Source organism: Sphingobacterium sp. UBA2480 (assembly GCF_002341965.1).
GTDB classification, from domain to species: Bacteria; Bacteroidota; Bacteroidia; order Sphingobacteriales; family Sphingobacteriaceae; genus Sphingobacterium; species Sphingobacterium multivorum.
In genome coordinates this window covers 282,300-302,833 of the sequence record NZ_DDPA01000009.1, presented here as the reverse complement: position 1 = coordinate 302,833, position 20,534 = coordinate 282,300, and the positions used below count along the sequence as shown (strand labels likewise).

At 43.7% G+C, this 20,534-nt stretch carries 18 protein-coding genes; 4 read left to right on the top strand and 14 right to left on the bottom strand.

From position 1 onward, the window contains the following. Positions 1 to 58: 58 nt before the first annotated feature. From B3600_RS21850 to B3600_RS21830, 5 genes are all read right to left on the bottom strand, one after another. Positions 59 to 763 carry an NUDIX hydrolase gene (locus tag B3600_RS21850; protein ID WP_201639418.1) on the bottom strand — a complete coding sequence of 235 codons (705 nt, stop codon included), beginning with the start codon at positions 761 to 763 and terminating at the stop codon, positions 59 to 61. Between the two features lie 3 nt (positions 764 to 766). Further along, positions 767 to 1,693, bottom strand: a complete 927-nt coding sequence (locus tag B3600_RS21845; protein WP_286754387.1) for a hypothetical protein — start codon at positions 1,691 to 1,693, stop codon at positions 767 to 769. 154 nt (positions 1,694 to 1,847) lie between these two features. Next, entirely contained in the window at positions 1,848 to 2,630 is a 783-nt protein-coding gene (gene nadE / locus B3600_RS21840; RefSeq protein ID WP_112374424.1) for an NAD(+) synthase, read from the bottom strand. Further along, positions 2,620 to 4,116 (bottom strand): nicotinate phosphoribosyltransferase, encoded by a 1,497-nt coding sequence (locus B3600_RS21835; protein WP_286754386.1) that lies wholly within the window; start codon positions 4,114 to 4,116, stop codon positions 2,620 to 2,622. The genes nadE and B3600_RS21835 overlap by 11 nt, the downstream gene beginning before the upstream one ends. Positions 4,117 to 4,120: 4 nt before the next feature. Continuing rightward, on the bottom strand, positions 4,121 to 4,933 hold the full coding sequence (locus B3600_RS21830) for a hypothetical protein (RefSeq protein WP_286754385.1): 813 nt from the start codon (positions 4,931 to 4,933) through the stop codon (positions 4,121 to 4,123). A 689-nt stretch (positions 4,934 to 5,622) separates the two neighbouring features. On the opposite strand from B3600_RS21830, the gene B3600_RS21825 reads away from it, so the two are divergent. The 3 genes from B3600_RS21825 to B3600_RS21815 are packed head-to-tail and all read left to right on the top strand — an operon-like array spanning position 5,623 to position 7,766. Then, positions 5,623 to 6,114 carry a hypothetical protein gene (locus B3600_RS21825; RefSeq protein WP_112374175.1) on the top strand — a complete coding sequence of 164 codons (492 nt, stop codon included), beginning with the start codon at positions 5,623 to 5,625 and terminating at the stop codon, positions 6,112 to 6,114. 53 nt (positions 6,115 to 6,167) lie between these two features. Further along, complete coding sequence (locus B3600_RS21820) at positions 6,168 to 7,073, top strand: hypothetical protein (RefSeq protein ID WP_286754384.1); 906 nt, start codon at positions 6,168 to 6,170, stop codon at positions 7,071 to 7,073. A gap of 15 nt (positions 7,074 to 7,088) precedes the next feature. Next, positions 7,089 to 7,766 (top strand): YiiX family permuted papain-like enzyme, encoded by a 678-nt coding sequence (locus B3600_RS21815; protein WP_286754383.1) that lies wholly within the window; start codon positions 7,089 to 7,091, stop codon positions 7,764 to 7,766. Positions 7,767 to 7,784: 18 nt separating this feature from the next. Here B3600_RS21815 and B3600_RS21810 read toward each other — a convergent pair whose 3' ends face one another. The 7 genes from B3600_RS21810 to B3600_RS21780 are packed head-to-tail and all read right to left on the bottom strand — an operon-like array spanning position 7,785 to position 16,236. Then, a complete protein-coding gene (locus tag B3600_RS21810) occupies positions 7,785 to 8,756 on the bottom strand; it encodes a Gfo/Idh/MocA family protein (RefSeq protein WP_286754382.1) in 972 nt (323 codons plus the stop codon). Further along, on the bottom strand, positions 8,749 to 9,960 hold the full coding sequence (locus B3600_RS21805; protein ID WP_286754381.1) for a M20 metallopeptidase family protein: 1,212 nt from the start codon (positions 9,958 to 9,960) through the stop codon (positions 8,749 to 8,751). Before B3600_RS21805 ends, B3600_RS21810 begins: the two co-directional genes overlap by 8 nt. A gap of 40 nt (positions 9,961 to 10,000) precedes the next feature. Continuing rightward, positions 10,001 to 11,566 carry an SLC5 family protein gene (locus tag B3600_RS21800; protein ID WP_286754380.1) on the bottom strand — a complete coding sequence of 522 codons (1,566 nt, stop codon included), beginning with the start codon at positions 11,564 to 11,566 and terminating at the stop codon, positions 10,001 to 10,003. Further along, positions 11,547 to 12,938, bottom strand: a complete 1,392-nt coding sequence (locus tag B3600_RS21795) for a hypothetical protein (RefSeq protein ID WP_286754379.1) — start codon at positions 12,936 to 12,938, stop codon at positions 11,547 to 11,549. Before B3600_RS21795 ends, B3600_RS21800 begins: the two co-directional genes overlap by 20 nt. Before the next feature lie 3 nt (positions 12,939 to 12,941). Continuing rightward, positions 12,942 to 13,709: an SDR family NAD(P)-dependent oxidoreductase gene (locus B3600_RS21790; protein ID WP_286754378.1), complete on the bottom strand. Its 768-nt coding sequence runs from the start codon at positions 13,707 to 13,709 to the stop codon at positions 12,942 to 12,944. Positions 13,710 to 13,725: 16 nt separating this feature from the next. After that, entirely contained in the window at positions 13,726 to 14,904 is a 1,179-nt protein-coding gene (gene dgoD, locus B3600_RS21785; protein WP_046675767.1) for a galactonate dehydratase, read from the bottom strand. Between the two features lie 9 nt (positions 14,905 to 14,913). Beyond that, a complete protein-coding gene (locus B3600_RS21780; protein WP_286754377.1) occupies positions 14,914 to 16,236 on the bottom strand; it encodes an aspartate aminotransferase family protein in 1,323 nt (440 codons plus the stop codon). Between the two features lie 160 nt (positions 16,237 to 16,396). On the opposite strand from B3600_RS21780, the gene B3600_RS21775 reads away from it, so the two are divergent. Beyond that, the gene (locus B3600_RS21775) at positions 16,397 to 17,194 is read left to right on the top strand and encodes an SMP-30/gluconolactonase/LRE family protein (protein WP_286754376.1); all 798 of its coding nucleotides are present in this window, start codon (positions 16,397 to 16,399) and stop codon (positions 17,192 to 17,194) included. A 32-nt stretch (positions 17,195 to 17,226) separates the two neighbouring features. Here the strand turns inward: B3600_RS21775 and B3600_RS21770 are convergent, their stop codons facing one another. Together B3600_RS21770 and B3600_RS21765 are read right to left on the bottom strand one after the other, a co-directional pair. Continuing rightward, complete coding sequence (locus B3600_RS21770) at positions 17,227 to 17,865, bottom strand: GntR family transcriptional regulator (protein ID WP_046675764.1); 639 nt, start codon at positions 17,863 to 17,865, stop codon at positions 17,227 to 17,229. 66 nt (positions 17,866 to 17,931) lie between these two features. Then, on the bottom strand, positions 17,932 to 20,526 hold the full coding sequence (locus B3600_RS21765) for a hypothetical protein (RefSeq protein WP_286754375.1): 2,595 nt from the start codon (positions 20,524 to 20,526) through the stop codon (positions 17,932 to 17,934). Positions 20,527 to 20,534: the final 8 nt, after the last annotated feature.

Genomic DNA, 20,534 nt, shown 5'->3' with positions numbered 1-20,534 from the left:
GACAGCAATGAAAGCAGACAGAAGCCAATTTCATGGTTGCCTGCTCCGTTCGTTAGACCTATACTTCAAAATAAAAGCCCGATTCAGTAAGTTCTTTATATTTTACCCTGTCAAAACTATAGATCTTTGCAGCCCTGGCACGCCGGTCTTTTTGCTTATCGCTGTGGTCAATCAATAAACCCATGCTGAGAATTTTTTTTCGAAAATTCCCACGGTCAATTGACCGCTGCAGAACGGTTTCATACAAATTGTGTAAATCGGGCAACGTAAACTGTTTGGGCAAGAGCTCAAAACCGATTGGTTGATAACGAATTTTACCCCTGAGCCGTTGTATGGCGGTGTTCAAGATCTGTTTATGGTCAAAAGCGAGATCCAACTTTTCGTCAATACCAAACCATTGCACCGCATCGATATCAACCCCTGCTTCCAACGTATAAGCATCGGGCCTGACAAGTGCATAATAGGCAATACTAATGACTCTTCCGCGCGGATCACGAGCTAAGTTTGAAAATGTATAAAGCTGTTCGAGGAAAATATCTTTGAGACCGGCCTCCTCCTGCAGTTTACGAAGCGCACAGTCGTCGGCGTTCTCATCTTCCTGAATAAAACCGCCAGGAAATGCCCATTTTCCCAAGAAAGGCTCTATTGCCCGTTTGGTCAATAATACCTTAAGCTGGTTTTTATCAAAGCCGAAGATTACACAGTCAACCGTAACAGCAGGTCTTGGGTAATCATATGTGTATTTTTTTTCGGAGGCTGTCATCTGCTACAAAGTTACTTCGGTTGACAATTTGATCTGGATTCCATACTTCTCCTTTAAAGCCTCAAACTGCTGTAAAGTCTGCGCTTCAAATCCAGCGATGGGCGACATACAGTCGATCAATAAGGTGATTCGTGACGTAATCGCTCGATCTTGTTCAAAATATTCCAAAATCTGCACGGTTGATGCTAAAACACAATGACTGGAAGCTTCACCGGCGATGTATATCGCATCGTAATCGCGAATTGCATCGAGCACAGCATGATTTACGAATTTATTATCGTCAAATTCCGCTTTGATAATACCGTACATTTCCGTATTTGGATCTTGCCCCTTATAAACCAATATCGGTTTGACCTGACGTGCTGCACTGTGAAAATAAAGCATATTGGTAAATTGACTCTCCAGCTGCGCCCCCGAAGTCCCTTCCAGACAATGGTATGGCCAGATACACAATTGTTTTTTTCCCTCAGCTTCCAAATGCTGGAGATAATCCAGCGCTAAGGCCGTATGGTCATTCGCAGCACGCCAGATACCATCGCAGACATCGGCATGGCGAATAATGGTGAATGGCTCCGGATGATTTCCCGCACTGTCAAGCCACCAATCGGCATGGAAAATCTGCCTTATCGAGTGGCAATCGAGACTACACATGACTTGCGTTAAGGCCTCAATATTACGGTACATCCACTGCGTCAGACGTTGTACATCGGCCTTTGAACCGTTGACGGCAAGACTACCGATGGATTCCATAAAATCATTTTGGACATCGATCGCCAATAGCAAGGTTCGTTTTTTATCCAAGGCTGCTGGCTGTATATTTTCTTCCTGTGCCAACATCAACATGTTTGGAATATTATCCCTTTTGCCGCTGGCAATCTGTTGGACATCTACAATCTGATCAAATTGTGTTTTTATGTTATTCAGTTTCATAACATCTATATTTATTTCAACGCAGCCTTCATTTCGCAGAACGATGAAGCCATTAAAGCCTTCTTCCAGTGAAAAATCATCTTCACTATAGTACTTTTTTGTCCCTTGTTGCCTGTTATGAAGTGCTTGCGTCGACTTCTCGAACCATTTAAAATTAACCTTTGAATGTAGGCACCGCTGCAAACTTGTGGGCAGATTGTTGTATACGTTTACGAATAATTTCGTCTATAACCGGATCGCCCGATGTACCTTTTAAAATAAACCCATCGATTTGCGCATAGGTCATACCCAATTCCTCTTCATCGGTCTGCCCCTCCCAAAGACCAGCAGATGGACTTTTATACTGAATAGATTCGGGCACCCCCAAATATTTGGCTAAGGTATATACTTCCTGTTTGGTAACCATTGCCAGCGGGTTCAGATCATAGGCACCATCGCCCCACTTCGTAAAATAACCTACAGTAGCTTCGGCCATATTCCCCGTACCAATAACAAATCTACTACCCAATTGTGCTAATTGATACAAATACGTCATACGAACACGTGGACGAATATTAGCAAGGCTCAAAGCGCGGTTAGTGGCGGTAGCTTCTGCGACAAACTTTTCTTGATGAATGGCCAACGCATCCACCGCGGGTTGAATGTCAAATACATGAAATGGAAAATCAAATTTCTGAATAAGCTCCATGGCATGTTGATGGCTTTTACTTTTGTTCATATCACTGCCATACGGCATCAACACCAAGTGGACATCCACCTGTGCCAGCCGGCATAGGCAAGCGACAACACTGCAGTCTATTCCACCACTCATACCCAATACAAGTCCTTTGCGGTCGGCCGATTTCACCTGTTGGGCAATCCAGGATGCCATCAATTGTGCATACTGTGCAACGTTTTCATCCTGGATGAAAAACGGTTTGTTTACGCTATTTTCCATATACTCGAATTGTTTCAGTTCTTAATCTATTCCTTATTTCTTCAAAACGCGTTGTGCGTATAAATTCGCCATTCAGATAACATGTTTCCAGCAGATTTCGTTCACCCAGATCGGCGACCGTTTGCGGTGTAAGATCGTCTATCAAACGAAAATCGTCATTTTCAAAGACCACAGCGACCATCCCCTTTTGCGACTTTTTAAAGTTGCCAGTATCTGTAGCGGGACGTTTCTGTATCGCTTTAAACTCACCATTGACAATCTCAGCCGTCCCTTTTAACGCAAAGCCAAAGGTATCCCGTGTCACATACTGATAGGTATACGAACCTATGCCCAATATGGTATTCGTCGAGGCAAAACCCTTATCCAGCAAACCTTGACAGATCTTATCCGCTCGATCGACTGTAATGGAATCACCGTACACTACGCCAATATGGGGATCCAGCTCCTTAAAGCCTTTGCTGTTGGTCGTACCACCAAAAAGTTCAAACAAACGTTCGACGATACCTTTCTGCACAGTACTACGATCAGATGCAGCATCGCCACAGATAATCTTCACAGGATCGCCACTATCGGGACGAATAACAACCTTCCCCTCCCTAGCCATAATAAGATCTTTCAATTGCGGCAATACATTGTCAACTACATTCCAGAGGTCGTAGGTATCCGATACGATGGAGATATTTCCACTTGGATACACCGTTGTGATTAAATGTCGAAATGCTTCTACCTCTTCCTCTCCGTACGAACACATTACACTGTGCTCCGTCGATGGGGTGTACATCATTACATCACTTTTTGCATGATAGTAGGATTTCAGATACTCCCGAACAGACAATGTAGCAGAGACACCGAAGCTCAACAGATGTCCCCCAGCCGTACGATAAGCCGTTTCAGGAGAACCCATACCACGCATGGAAAAATCTCCGGCCTGCGTAAAGACTTTATTGACGTCGCCCGTTCTCTCGGCAAACCCCGTCAATAACCTTTTATAGCGATCTGCGATTGTCGCTGCAGTCATCGGTGACCAGATAAAAGCCGATAATTGTGTTTCCAGGTAACCCGGAAGCCAGAAAAAATCGGGATGTGTATTTTCAATCGTAAACATTGGTACGCCGACAGGAACCAAGCTTCCTTCCTGCAACGCATTTACCTTGATTGGAAGATACCCCAGCCGATGTAAGTCGCGAATATGTTTCGAATCATGCGTCGCCGCAAACTTCGCGTTTGTATTTTCAAAAACAGTTGCAATTGCCTCTTCGTAAGCCGCCACGACCTCTTCTTCCGGTTGAGCAAAAAAGTTTGCATCAAATGAATTGGTGATTTCGGCCAAGGCTCCCTGTAATCCAAAAAATACAACATGACTAATACCTTCTATGCGAGACATGCGTGGCGTCCAAGTCTCATAAACCCATTCCGTATGTGTTGGATATTGATCCTTATGACACAATTTATAACCATCTGTCCAAAGTATTGGATTCTTGCTCATTGATTTAAACATAACTTTCAGTCGTTAAGTTGATATAATTTATTTTTGGGTGCTCGGTATCCATCATGGAATTGGTGGTAAAGACACTGGTTATTGGTGAATCATCATCCAACAGGGTCCCTTTAAAAATTCGGGCTTCACAATGTGTGACCAAAAGATAAACTGCACTGGCTCCCATTTCTTTCAATATTTTCCCGGCCCAAAGAAATGTGCCACCTGCAGAACAGAGGTCATCGACAATAATACATTTTGCGCCGAGCGGAATATCTCCAGCCTTAAGTTCCATCCCTTCGATCCGGCCTGTTTGTGGATTTCGCTTTTTCTCAAAAACACAGCTATTTTCATAGCCGCTGTTGATGTAACGTGCCGCCGCTCCTTTATCCGGGAAAACAATCCGATCATTGTCCGAAAAATCAAGCTTTTCCATCAACTGTGGCAACCAGTCCAATGCCGGATAAACCCCAACACTGTTCACTAAAAGTTCTAGGGTAACGTGGGAATGCGGTTCGACCACAAACACCTGATCAAATTGCAAACTGTTGATAAACTCCGCCACATAGTTCAATGTGAATAAATCACCTTCTATTTTGCGATCCATACGGCTATAGGGCATATAACGGATCAATAACCGACAAGTTTCAGCTTCGGTTTCATCCAACCGCTTCTTGACAAAAAGCAAGCGGATTAAGTCTCCATCTTCTTGATATGTAAATTCGACAAGGTTGTCTTTTAAGATCAACTGATCAAAATCTTTCACTTTTGTTTCCCCATTTGGAAATTGTTCTGTGACTACCTGTTGCTTATTTAATACGATCATAGCTTTTAATTTTACTTTGTACTATTGAGTATTTTTTACTCAACAAATATGAGGATTAAATTTAAGCGCGCAAAATATATTGAGTACTTTTTACTCATAAAATCACAAAAACACCATAAAACACTATCAATCAATCAAATAATTTAGAGAAAGTTAGTTTACTTAAAATTCATCCCCCATTTCTAACTATTGGTCCTAAAGCTGATCTCCTGATTCACCTATATTAAACCAAGCATACCTATACCAAGTCGTATCTCATAACAATTTTTAGTCACTATTTAGACAGTGATCATTCATTAATTATACAGTCCACACTGAGTCATCACTGAACGAGCACTGAACAATCACTGAACAAGCACTGAACAAACAATGTTAAAAGGTAGAATTTGATAGCTCGCTCATCCCCGTTTGGCTACACGGCATCCCGCTCTCCGTTTGATTGACGGGCAGAAAGAAAAATACGTGCGACAAGACAGAAAAATGCGATGGAAATATGGACTGCACAGGTCCTATAGGAGATGCTCAGGTGATAAAAAACTGCTGAGCGACAGTCTCCATAAAAATTAGCTGATTATAGGGATTGAAATTTTGCGATAAAACAAGATCTTTGTCTATACCAAAGTCAAAAAATTCTTTGTCAGCAAATTTGTGAGCCGGCGGGGGACTTTAGATTACTTTAAGCATAAAGCATGGAAATAGCCAATCTTATCAAACAGGATATTGAGTCAATCTTACAGATTGAATCTCAAGACATCAAACAGTTGGTCGAGGACTATCGCGAAGACTTAATGGATTCGGAAACCTATGACGCCATTGATGCGTACAATATGCTCTATTCGAATATTTATGAAATGTCCGAGGAAGAATACCTCGATGCTTTTCGCACGTTGGGAGAGGCCTATCCGAACTTTGGCAAGGCCGATGAAAATGACGTCCAAAAATCAATCGCTGAATTGGAACGATTAAAACATGCCTTTAATGAACTACAACTCCATACGACAGAAGGCAAACAGCTGCTCGCACTACAATTAGCCGTTTTGGAACTAGATATTCAGGTCTATCGAAAGCTTACCTTGTCGCCGACTACAATGGAGATACAAGCTGAAATCAATTTATTGGAATCCGAATCGTTTGGGTTAACCAATCAGATCAATCAGTTTTTAGAGCTATACCACGATTAGTCATGCGATCATTTTATACCATAAATCGCTTAGGGTTAAAAATAGGTCTTTGCATGCTTTGCTTACTAGCCGGTCTGGCAACATCGTTATTTGCCTACCAAAACAAGATCGTTTTTCAGTCACAGCAGCAGCCGGGGAGCAGAATACCCTTTTACATCACAGAGCAAGGAACACTTTGTTATAATTTGCATGCAGACAAGTTGGGCGTATACGCCATACAGATCAATCTCAACAGGCTCTTTCCCACCGCAACGACAGCGCATCTTCGTTCAAAACATTATGAATTATCAGACAGTACAATAACAATAATCAACTATGCTGAACCAGCTATCTCTATCAACTATAGGATTGCTAACAACACCTTTGTAATAGCCAAATCCTCCAATTGGCTCGCGGACTATCAACCCGAATTTCAATTTATCGCTTTGGACAGCCTCAGACACATGGAGAATTTATTCGACACGAACGATCTGAGCGGCCTCATGCAACTGGAGGTAGCCAAGCTCCCTTTTGAAAATATACTTTTATTTTTTAGTCAGCTGCATGGATTTTCCACAGTAGAGGAATTTAGCAGCAATGCCATTCATCGGATTTTAGAAAAGGGACAGTACGCTATCGCCAAACAGTTTCACCATTTATTTCTAGCTAAAAACAGACAATTCAATGATTTCGAAATCCTGAAGATAGCAATAGAAAAAAACGACATGGATTTTATCCGTAAAACTTGTTTAAATAGCCTGAACCGACTGGGTATTGATGAAATTAAAGCTGATTATAGCTTTACACAATGCACATTACTTGGAAAAGCTATCTTAATAAAAAACAAAATAATCGTAGATTATCTTTTGCAGAACGGTGCAAACGCGGAGAAAGTATACCAATATGAATCCGACGTATTATCTGCTTTTCAACTTGCCGAAAGGACCAAGTCAAAGAAAATCATGAAACTATTTCAATAAGTCATCAATAAAACAATGAAAAAGACATTTATATACCTGCTATCGCTGATTAGCTTGATGTTAGTCACACTGATCTTTGCTGAGCCAATACATGCTCAACCAAAAAAAGTGGCCCCCAAACACGCAAAAGATAATGCGAAATTGCCCCCACTCAAAGATGGTGATATGATCTTTCAGTCTTCCATTTCACCGCAATGTAAAGCGATCCAATTAGCGACGCGTTCTCCGTATTCCCATTGTGGGATTATTTTTTATGAGAACGGTAATCCTTATGTACTGGAAGCCGTACAGCCCGTAACTGTAACTAAGTTAAAACACTGGATTGCGCGAGGGGAAAAGCAGCATTACGCGGTCAAGCGCCTCAAAAATGCAGATCAGGTACTGACCAATTCGACGCTGGCCAAAATGAAATCAATCGGCAAAAATTTTCTCGGAAAAAATTACGATGCTACATTCGAATGGTCGGACGATAAAATATATTGTTCGGAATTGATCTGGAAAATATACCAACGTGGAGCAGGCATCGAAGTTGGGAAGCTGGAAAAGCTGAAAGATTTTGACCTAAGCAGCCCCGAAGTAAAAACCAAATTGAAAGAGCGTTACGGCAACAGCGTCCCGCTAAATGAAACGGTCATATCACCAGCTTCGATTTTTAATAGTGCGTTATTGATCACGATTGCGAATACGTATTAAGCATACCTACATAGTTTTTTATTTTTGAAGCAGAACCGTCTTGCCGCCGTTTAATTTACTTTCTTCGGCGGCGTCTATAAATGCGCATATTGCTAGGGTTTCCTTTTCATCAACCGGACTTACACCCGTTTCCAAAAATGGAAGGATCTTATCCAACAAGGGACCGTATCCCATAAATTGCCCCAAATGGACAATCTGATCTTTCAAAAAAACCGTTCCACCAAAATCATCCTTCCCCTCACGAATGCCCCGAAGTGAGGCAATTCTTCCATCCGCCCAGTTCCCAACATAAAACGAGGTACCCTGTTCCTGAACAGTCTTTACCGAAAGACACCCCGATCCCATCAACGCAAATAACATTTCAACGCCATGAATGCCGTACCAATATAAATCCTTATGTGAAGGTTCCGTTACTGCCGGACAATAGACATCTGCTCCGATAACCTTAGTCCTATCCAATTCCTGAAGACCGGTAATATAACGCAAGGAGCTTGACGAAAAAATAGGGCAACCATACTTTCTTGCAGCTTCAAAAATTTTGAAAGCGTCCGCATAGGAATTCGCTATTGGTTTGTCAATAAATAAAGGTTTCTTTGCTTTAATCACTTGAAGTGCCTGTTCTAAATGGAGATTTCCATCATTTGTCTCCAAAAGTACATAATCTACTTTCTTCAATAGTTCGGCAATACTTGATACGATCGAAACCCCGAGCTGTTGCACTTCCGCTGTAATTTTCGGAATACGCTCGATACTTAAAGGGATCGTTTTGCTTCCATAGGGGTAAGCCGCAACCACCCTGAATTTTCCATAGGGATGATTGCTAGCAGCCGTATTAATCGCTCTTGTAAAAGCAGCAGCGTGCGTAATATCCAGTCCAATGATCCCTATTTTTTTTACCTTCTCTTGCCTCGAGGACAGCTTGTTATTCGCATTAACGGCATAGGATAGTCCAAATGCAAAAGAGGACATCAAGAATTTCTTTCTATTCATTTGATTCATTCAAAAGAGAAATAGCTGCATTGACCAAAACAGCCATGGATGTTTCGAAAGCCTTTTCATCCAGATTGAACTGTGGATTATGAAGGCCATATTGCGTGGTGGAATCGTCGTTATTTGTCCCAATCAACATGAACAACGCCGGATAACGATAAGAATAATAAGCAAAATCCTCGGCCGCCATCCAGATTTCGAGATCTTGTGGCACACTATTCCCCATCGTTTCCGCAATAATTGTTTTGACTTTTTGCGTTAATGCGGGATCGTTATAAAGTGCGGGGTAACCATGCCGTACTTCAACTTCCACCTTTGCACCCAGCGATACGGGAAGCGTTGCCGCTATTTCAGCAACCATTTCCAGCGCCTCCTTGCGCCATACCTCATCCATGGTACGAAATGTTCCCGCTAATTTGACTTCCTCAGGAATAACATTGGCCGCGCCATCTCCAATAAAACGACCAAAGGTCAATACAGACGGTACATCAGGGTTGGCTTTCCGGCTGACAACTTGCTGTAATGTGGTAAGTAACTGCGCGCCGATCATAATGGGGTCAACAGCCCGATGTGGCTCCGCGGCATGGCCACCACGTCCCTTAATGGTGAAATAGAATTCGTCGCTCGAGGCCATAAAGCGGCCGGAACGTAAACCGACTTTTCCAACAGAAACACGAGGGCTCACATGTAAACCAAGCACGGCTTTAATTGTTCCACCAAAAGATTCCAGAATCCCGGATTCCAAAACCTGAATCGCTCCACCAGGAATCTTTTCCTCAGCGGGTTGAAACAGCAGCACAATTTTACCGGAAAACTCCGTTTTATAATCATTTAATAAGGATGCCGCCCCCAAGAGATTAGCCGTATGAAAATCATGGCCACAAGCATGCATGACACCGCTATTCCTCGATTTATAGTCCACATCATTTTGCTCATGTATCGGCAAAGCATCAATATCAGCCCGTAATACCACAATATCATCGCTCGCCGATTTTTGTCCGGTCAGTACAGCCACAACACCTGTCTGAGCGACAAGCTCGAATGGTATACCCAGTTCGCGAAGTTGTTGCTGAATATAGGCACTTGTCTCGTATTCTTGAAAAGACAATTCAGGATGCTGATGGATATGTCGGCGCATTGCAACGATTTTTGGAAAAACAGTCGCTATCTTGGCATTTAATTCTTTCAATATTGGGTCGATCATCTGGATAAGTTTTAAGAGTATAACAGGTCAACAAGTTAAGCTAAAAATAACGTACATAAAAATAGAGCACCAACACCGTTATAATAATCCACCATAAGGTCGGATTTCGAAAACCACGGTAAGCGGCTTTATCCTGATCCGGTACCTGAAAAGAATCGCCCGTCAACACCAGATTTTTTAATCTTGCTTCGGCGACCGCTGGTGTCAACAAACTGACCACAGCACAAGCAAGCATACAAGTCCAGAATACAATGCCTGTTCTATTAAAAAACGGCATTTCAGGTAAGGTGTATTCCAAAAGTAAAGAAAGGGGAATTGTCAGTAAACCTGCTGTTAAAGCACCCTGCGATGTGGTTCTTTTCCAAAATACTCCCATTAAAAACATTGTTGCGATGCCTGGCGTGAAAAGACCATACAGATTCATCAAATAAAGGAAAACCGGCTTATCCGAATAACTGATCAGTACAACCGCACTCATGATCCCGAGTACGATAATAGCAACGCCGGCGCGCTTACCAAAACGGACCGCTTCGTAGTCGCTTGCATTTTTATTAATATACTGGCTATAGATATCCACAGTCAGAATTGTTGTACAGGAATTGATCGCTCCTGAAATGTGGGACATGATCGCCGAAATTAATCCGGCCATCACCAACCCTACCAGACCTTTGGGCAGTAAGGTTTCCACGAGTGTTGCAAACAGCAAATCGGGCTGATCGAGGTGCGGCAGGAATTTTGGAGCCACCAATGCCGGAATAGTAATAATCAATGGAACCAAAAATTTAAGATAGTCACCAAAGATAACTCCCATACGCCCATGCCATTCATTTTTTGCCGCTAATACGCGCTGCACAATAAACTGGTTTGTCGCACAATAAAACACACTGATACACAACAATCCGCCTAAGTACATGGTCCAGGGAAAATCAGGATCAGAAGCAGGATAAAACATTTTCCAATCTTTCGATGAGTCTATGACCGACTGAAATCCCCCTGCTGCATCAATGGTGGCAAAAGTTAGTACAATTCCCCCCAACACCAAAATGACAAGCTGCACCATCTCTGTCCATATCACCGCTTTTAGCCCACCTAATACGGTATATAAACCGGTCAGAATTGCCATTCCAAAAATGCTGTATAAAATAGGAATGCCGAATAAAGCGTGCAGCGACAGACCGCCCAAATAAAGAACTGCCCCAATCTCCACAAACACATAAGTAAACAAGATCAAAATTGCATAAAGTACACGGGTAGCGTTGCCGTATCTCTTTTCGAGGTATTCAGGTATCGTATAGAAACCGTTGCGGATATAAAAGGGAAGAAATATCCACAATAATGCATTAAAACCGATTAGGATCGCGCCCCACTCCAGGGTAATGGCTACAAAACCACGACTATAAGCGGCGCCCATAGCGCCAACGAGATGATGACTGCTGATATTTGCTGCGATGATACTACCCCCGATCATCCACCAGGGCAGCTTATCGCCCGCAAGAAAATAGTCCCGCTTCGAGGCGGAGTTTTTTTTCGAAGCGTATAAGCCCAATACCACTATACCAATAATATACACGGCAAAAATAATGACGTCAATCCAATCGAGTTTCATCGGTCAATAATGTTTGAATTCCTAATTTAGTTTGTTCAATAAGTATTTCAAGACCGCCGCTGGCATAGGGGCTTTGCCACACGGCATAAATATCCTTATCATAAAGCTCTTTCGGTGCAAGGTACCCCACATACCCATTCGCGATATTGATAAAAACGATCGTATGATCTGGAAATTCGGCTCTTACTTCGATTTGATAACAGGAATAAGCTTCGTTGGCCTGCGCCACCAACACAGCATCTCCCATTTTCCAGATCCACACCGGAATAACAGCATCCTCTTGATCGCCGATGGATTTGCGGGTATTATATTTTCGCCAAAGGCGATCTTTCATAACACGGTCCGTACAGCCTTCGTATTCACTCAAAATTGCTTCGGGACTCGGTAGCTTTTTGTAAGGTACTTTGATCGATAATACCCTTTGCTTAAAATCGGTTGAAGCGCGCTGTTCCCGAAATCCCCAACAGGCCAGTGGCGCCCCCGAGATCAAAGATTCCTTAAAAACCCAGTTTTTATGACCACGCTGTTCCTGGGCCAGCGTCGCGAGCACCGCATAGCCCAACTGCTTCCCGTTGGCTTCAACCAGTGCCGGATCTTTTACATACTGTCTCCGCGGAGCCAAATCACCGGATGCACCCTGTAAAAAAAGACAGGGCACGGATAAAGAGCGCTCTACTGTATTCCGCATCTCACCAACAAAATCGGGCGAGAGCAAATCATTCTCGTGGGCAAAGCTGGTTGGGTGGCAGGCATAATTACAAATAACTGCTTTTAAGCTTTCAGTTTCATCATACAACCGCCCGACCAACAAGGTTGTATCCGCTTCTTTCAATGGATTGTAGCCAATCAGATAATGATCATCGACTTTCAGATCGCGGTTGCTGGCCAAATCGCATACACCATAATTCCAGGTTAGGCTGCCGTTAAACAGCCCACTTAGTGCCGTTTCGATGCAATATATCGCCTGTTGTTTGAGGAATTCAAGGTAGGGCGAAATCAGTTCACCTCCAGGTTGTGCTGCATCTGTCGAACAGATGCTTGGCCCGGCATGGGTATGCGACAGCGCAAAAATCAGCTGCGATTCAGCCAGATTAAAATGACTGAGCAGTGCTAATCGCAAATTTTGTTCATCAGCTGCATTTTTCCACCAGCCCAAATCGGCGGTTAGCAGAATTGCGGGCAAGCCATCGCAGGATTGCATAGCTAAACAATGCATCAACAGAGGTTGGTGAACAGCGGTTGCCTGGTCAAATGCAGCTGCACCCCAATTACGGGAATAGATGCCGACCGGTGGAGTAATATCACACTGGCTAAGTCCAAATCGTGCGTACAAGCTGCCGGTCGTTTCTTTCAAGAGGTCTTTCTGTTTCATACATTAGGGTCTAATCAAGGACAGTCCACCATCCATCACAATTGCGGTACCAGTCATATGTTTACAATTGTCCGAACAGATCCAAAGTACCTGTTTTGCAACCTCTTCAGCTTCTATAATCTGACCAAGTGGCACCACAGCCTTTGCTTTCATTTGAAGTTCGGCATTTGATGACCAGACCACTTTGCTCAAGCCCGCATTGACATAGCCTGGTGCAATCTCGTTGACACGAATTCCGTATGCTGCATATTCAAGAGCCATGGCCTGGCAAAGCATACGCAGGCCAGCCTTAGAGACACTGTATGCCGGTAAATTTTGATGTACGGCATGTGCCGCCCAGCTGCCCATAAAAACGATCGAACCTGCGATCTCATTCTCCACAAATGACTTTGCACAGGCATTCGCCAAGAAGAATGAACCGTCGAGATTAACGGCCATTTCATTCTTCCATTCCGCATTGCTTAACGTGCTGAAATCTTTAATCGTAACGCATGCTGCATTCGCGATACAGATGGAAATTGCCCCCAGCTCCTGTCTTATCCGTGTCACCCAGGCGTCCACCTGCCCGGCATCCGCTACATCGACCTGATCATAAAATAGACGCGCTCCAGGGGCATCCAACAAGGGCCATCGCTCGCTAGCCACCTGTGGTTCAAACCGATCCGAGATGCATACAATGGCCTGCTGGGTCAAAAATGCTTCAGCCATAGCCCTTCCGATATCGCCAAGTCCCCCACTGATCAAGACGACCTTATTCTTATATTCCTCCATTATCGCTATTTTTAGACTACCAATCCCCTACACTACCGTCTTTATAGAAGGTTCGCTGCAATATTTCCTGTTGAAAAGGGTGTTTCTTTACCTCTTCTTCATTGATTTCAATACCCAAACCGGCGCGCTTATTCGGAAGGACAATCCGCCCTTTCTCTTGAACCGTAAACCCTTCGGTAACGACGTCCTGACGCCATTCGACGTCCTTATGCACACTTTCACAAATAATATAAGATGGTGTTGCAAATCCCAGCTCAATGGAAGCAGCCGTACTCACGGGGCCCTGTGGATTATGTGGTGCCATAGATACACGGTAAGCATCGGCCAAAGCTCCAATTTTACGCGCTTCAGTCAGACCGCCACAATGTGTAATATCAGGCTGTATAACACTTACGGCGCGCTTTTCGAGCATATCCCGAAAGGCATGCACTCCGATCAAACGTTCGCCTGAAGCAATAGGTGTCGTCACCGCCCGTTGAATCAAAGCAATATCTTCCATGGTCTCTGGCCAGCATGGCTCTTCAAAGAAATACAGGCCATAGGGCTCCAAGGCTTTCGCAAATTGCATCCCCATACGTGGGCTTGGCCGCGCGTGGCAATCCACCATAATATCAATATCGTCGCCGACAGCATCACGCATGGCCTTCACACAAGCTTCAGCATATTTAATGGGACGAAGGCCTTCCAACGACATCGTCTCTGGAACAGCCATCGATTTAAAAGCAGTAAAACCCTCATCAACAGCTTTTAGCGCCAGATCCCCAAATCGCTTGGCATCATCCGGAGCGGTTTCGTAAAAATCTTCCATACGACCACCACCTAAATGACAGTACAAACGAATATAGTCACGTACTCGACCTCCCCACAGCTCATGACAAGGGACATTGTGAATTTTACCTAAGATATCCCATAAGGCGATATCGATACCACTGATGGCCGTACCGCGAACGATACCGTTTCCATGCCAGAAATGTTGTCTATACATCATCTGCCACAGGTATTCAATACGACGCGGATCTTCGCCGATCAACAATTGAGAAATATCCTTGATAGCTCCGACCACACTTTGCGTATGCCATTCCAATGTGGCTTCGCCCCATCCCCAAAGCCCGGGCTGGTCGGTCATAATTTTGACAAAAATCCAATTTCGCATGCGCGCATGGCATACAAAGGTTTCAATAGCGGTTATTTTCATAGTTAGGGTTTACAAACTTTTTATTACGCGTTCAGTTGCCTCCAACGTTCTGTCGATATCATCCTCCGTATGCGCAAAGGAGATACTTCCTTGTTTAATTGGTGCCGGGAAATTGAAAATCCCCTCTTTTATGAGCTTTTTTCGATATTGGGTATCCAGCTCAAAATTGTGGTTATCCAAAATATCATGAAAATTGACTGGCGCATGGTCCATAAAATATGTACAGAAGGCAGATCCTTGGCGTGCGACATAAAACGGTACGCCTAATTTAGGAAATATTTCCTTATATCCTTGCTCCAAACGCGCACCAAGCGCCTCTACGTGCTCATAAACGCGGTGCTCAGCGCTTCCTAATTTTTTCAAAGTCGCAATCGCCGCCGCCGTCGTTAGCGGAAAAGCATTAAAGGTACCGGCAATCATAACGCGCTTCGACTTATCAGGATCCACAAAGTAATCCATATATTTTTTCTTCCCTGCAATAACCCCCAATGGGTAGCCGTTTGCAACCGCCTTTCCGAAGGTTGAAAGATCGGGCTGAATACCACAGATGGACTGATAGCCACCCAGCGCATGTCTGAATCCGGTTTTCACTTCATCAAAGATCAACAGAAATCCATGCGCGTCGGCCATGTTGCGTAAGCCTTCCAAATAACCTTCCTTTGGCTTCACAATCCCGATATTCTGAAGAATCGGTTCCAACAGAATACAGGCAACATCATATTTTTGAACCACATACAGCACACTTTCCAAATCGTTGTAGTTGACAATGTGTACTAAATCGCTGTGATTTTTGGGAACGCCAGCACTCAATGAATCGAATGGATATTCCCCCGGACTTTGATATGAACCCACATCTGCCCGTTGACTGATCACATTACAGGCCACATCGTTATGCCAACCATTGTAGCCCCCCTGCATAACAATCACATGATCACGGCCTGTTACTGCACGGGCAATACGGATCGCATGGTAAGTCGCTTCCGATCCTGTCGTTGTGATCTGAACGCTCTCTACCGAAGGAACGGACTGACAAAAAAGCTCCGCAAACTCTCCTTCGAGTAAGGTTGGCCCAGCCCCCATCAATACCTGCTGTTCCTGCAATGTCTGTAACACGGCAGTATTGACATCCGGGTCGTTATGCCCCAAGAAGGAGGCGGCAAATCCAGCTTGATAATCAATGTAGCTGTTCCCATCAATATCTTCAACCTGACTACCACTTCCTTTGACGAAGCAGATATTAGGATCTGACTTCCGATTTAACGATACCACTCCACCAGGTATCCATCTTGCATTCTCCCGCAGTATTGCGGCTGATTTTTCATTTTCTTGCATGCCTATTAAAAGTTTTGCTATTTGTTATTGTTATAATTGGACGATCACCGCCACACAGGTTGCAGTCATCAATAAGTTGTATTTAAATACATCTTATTTTATGTATACCAAATTACAATATTTTTGTATACATTTAAAATAAATTTTAAAATTTTTAAAAATGAATATTCTCATTGAAGGACTTCTTTTTCCAGAAGGCCCCGCTTTCGACCGGGAGGGTGGTATATGGCTTGTGGAGAAAGAAGCAGGAAATTTAGTTTATTACAAAAACAGTCAGCATTGCAGGATAGCCGTGGGCGGACATCCCAACGGCATCGCGATCGACAAGAAAGGAATAATATGGTTTTGCGACTCACAACAAAACAGCATCCGTTGCTATCATCCCTTCGACAAAACCTGTACGACAATAGTCACGGAAATCGCAGGAAAGCCATTAAAAATGCCCAACGACTTATGTTTTGATACCGAAGGAAACCTATTATTCTCCTGCCCGGGAAATGACCTGGAAGATGGTACAGGCTACATCTGCTGTCTACATAAACATGGTGCGCTTACGAAGATCCACACAGGCCTTTTTTACCCAAACGGATTAGCCTTTGCAGCAGACAACTGCACACTTTTTGTCGCTGAAACGGGTACAAAATGGATCTGGAAAATGCACTGGAACAGCTTGACACAACAGGTGGAGAACATCGAAAAATTCATCGAAACAGGTGGTCTTATTGGCCCAGATGGAATTGCCTTCGATCAGGATAACCAGCTTTATGCCGCTATCTATGGATCGCAACATATCCTATCCATTGATACCAAAAACAAGACGACCGAGAAAATACCTACGCCGGGAAAGAATCCGACAAATTGTGCTTTAGACCCAAAAGGCATTCAGGGACTTATGATTACAGAAGCTGAAAAAGGGCAATTGTTGCAGTGGGACAGCACAAAAAAGGGTCTATTGTAAACAATAGACCCCCTATAAAAATCCAAAAAATATTAAACCAATTCCAAGGCTTCTTGCTCGCCCCGATCCAAATGATGGACCAAAGTGGTATAAGCTTTATTCCAGTCATCCGCTTTCAGCGCATCAACAATAGCGCGATGCTCCTTCTCCGTATCCAGGTAATCTTCCATCTGCCCCATAATAGCCCCGAGCTTCATATGAAATAAGGGAATGTTACTGTTCTTGTAAATAGAAATCAACCTTGAATTGCAAGTTCCCTCAATAATCCGCTCATGAAAACGAACATCCGCCTCGCAAGCACCACCATAATACCCCTTGCTGACCATCTCAGAAAAATCGTTGCATATCAGTTCCAAATCTTCGATAAGCTCTTTACTTTTCTTTGAAAACAGAATCTTTAATGCACCTATTTCCAACAACTCACGCAGCTCACGAATATCCTTCACATCTTCGACTGTCATTTTTTTCACAAAGCAGCCGCCTTTTTCACCAAACTCTACCAGACTCTCGCCTGCTAACCGCATAAAAGCCTCACGAACAGCCACTCGACTCACCGTCAACTTATCCGCCCAAGCACTCTCCACCAATCTCGCCCCTCCAGCCAGCTGACTGGACAAAATTTTCTTACGTACTTCTAAATAAACTTTATAGGCAAGCGAATCCTCTTTCATATTGTATACAATTTTATGCAAAAATAAGAATACAAAATCATTAAAAAAATTTAAACAACGTATTCTTTAATTAATCTTCCCCTCTTGGGCACCATACTGTCTCCCCGGCGATAAATAAATAGTTTCGGCTTTAGATTTCCAACTGGTTGTATGATTCCCTTTCAGGACATTTATATTAAAGCTACTATTTTTTAATGAACTTTTCATATTCCAGAAACCATCTTTCAAACCAACCACAACAACCTCATACTGCTGATCTCCCGGTACCGCAAATTCAATGGCTTCATTAAGATATTGATTTGGTTTGGCCACCACCAGTAAACGATCAGCCACCCTTATGAGGTAATAGTTTGCTTTTTCCTCAGCATACACCGGTAATTTTGAAGAACCACTCTCCGTCATCTGAAAAACCGAAGCATAACTCGCCTGATCACTTTCCTGTTTGGGCGAGACCATAATCCGTGTTCCTCTAGCCTCTGGCCAAGGAGACTTGACCTGATAAAGATCACCAAAAACAAAAGCAGTCGAATCGCCTGAATACAATTTCACTGCACAGTCTCTTAATTGCGGCTTCAGCAAATCAACATAGGTAGCACCAGCGACATTTTTAAATTGACTATGCAATACAAAACCTGTTTCACTTTGTAACGGCTTTTCAAGCGTATTGATCTGCCAGTAGGGCTCAAATTTCTGATCATTGGTCTTAAGCTCGTCCAATAGGACAATGACCGCAGGCACATCCTTCCGCTTCAAATTCAAAAACAGGAAACTTTTAGTATAGGATTTCACTTTAGCGGTATATGCAGCCGTTAGATCCGCATTGAAATAGCTATAGCTCGGCTGAATGGGATCCTTACCAAATGCCGATGCCCTGATCTCTCCGGTATGGTACCAGGAGTCACTTAATACCTCCTCAACCGTACGTGGAAAACGCTGGCTAAACCGAGTACCACCATCGTTTGTTTTGGTCCTGAACAACAGCGGCTCAGCAGGATCACGCACCAAAAGCATACTATGCGCAACCGACCGCTTATTAAAGTTAAAATCATAAGGGGAGCCATAGGAAAGATACAGGCCAAGATCACCGACCTGAATACCATGATGATAGATCTGCAGCGCACCTGCATCGGCATGCTGATGATTGCCGAAATGATAACCACCACCCTTAATTTCTGCAACCACATCGGAACTTCCGTTCTCTTCGCTCCAGCCTGTCCGGGCAACCATAGACCCTAAGATGGGTCCAAAATCCTTTGTCAACGGCATTTTCTCACGGTCAAAATCCGGCTTCAATTTTGGATCATCCAAGAGGAGAAACAGGATTGGATTGTCGGGCAAACCGCCCTGCTTGACAAACTCGGCCTTGATTACCGGATTACCTGAATAGGCATAACAAAGCAACATGGTCTGCGGATTTTTCCAATAAAAATCGGCACTGCTGTTGTACTTTACATTAAACATATCCCCGTCGCGTAACATTTTTCCGTCAGGCGTTCGCATATACAGCCAGTAATACGGCATATCCTTGATGTTATCGTCAAAAACCGGATAGCCAAGCATGCGATAATACAACCAGGCTCCGTGCATTTCCCACCCAAAACGATAGCCACCGTAATCAACACCTTGATTATGGCGCGGAGACTGATACTCAAACTTGCGCATAGGCACCAACTCTTCCAATATCGAATATGAAGTATATTTGTAAGGTACAGGATCCTCATCATATAAAGCAATACTCATTGCCAGCAGATCGCGCGACACCTGCGCCTCATTCCCATGCCCATTGATAATACTTTCGATACCAAAAAAGGGAGGCCAGCCGATTTCCATATCTTGCGCCAGACGCATCATATTTTTATGCAGGTTGGCCTTAACGCGTACATCCAATAAGGAGTAGCACCAGTCGTACACCAGTGCACCCGTATAAATTGCACGTCCCAGCTCGCGTGTAATATCACCATAGGATACATTCCCGAACTCCAACATCGTCAAGTACTGATCCGCCAGTCTGACCGCCTCTTGACCTATTTTTTCGTCACCGGACATGAGGTAATAAAACGCTTTTGATTCAATAGCACGCTCGAGCTTTTCATCGTAAAACATTTCCTTATTCGGATCAAAAATAAATTGAACAGGTTGCTGCGCAAGTGTTTTCACTTTTCCCCAAGCTTCCAGATGCTCCGCCTCTTCCAGCCGCCCTTTAACAAGCGGCAAAGATTCTTTATTAACCCATAATCTGGGATGACCTGCAGGTGGAACAATCTTTGGTTTATAATTTTCCGCTGCAGCTGGTGCAACTGGAGGCACAAAGGCATTCATCGAAACAGCTTTAATTTTAAAATTAGCTGGCAATTGCATGCCGACCGTCTGCTTCCCTTTCCCAAAATAAAATTTACCAAGATCTTGCTTCGCACCTTTAAAGCTGTCGAATACGATCCGTTTGGTCGATCGGGCGGCGCGAACATCAATCATCGCGTACAGCGTCATCATACCTGTTTTATCCGCAGCCTTAATTTTATCCAAATCGGTAACCTCACCTTCTGAAACCAAGGTATAGACACCAGCGGTCGGAACGTCTACCTGCACCTGCAACCTCTGCCCATTTCCCTTTATCGAAGTAATCTTTGCCTGCTGCCCATAGGACACTCCAAGGATCGCCATAAAAGCGA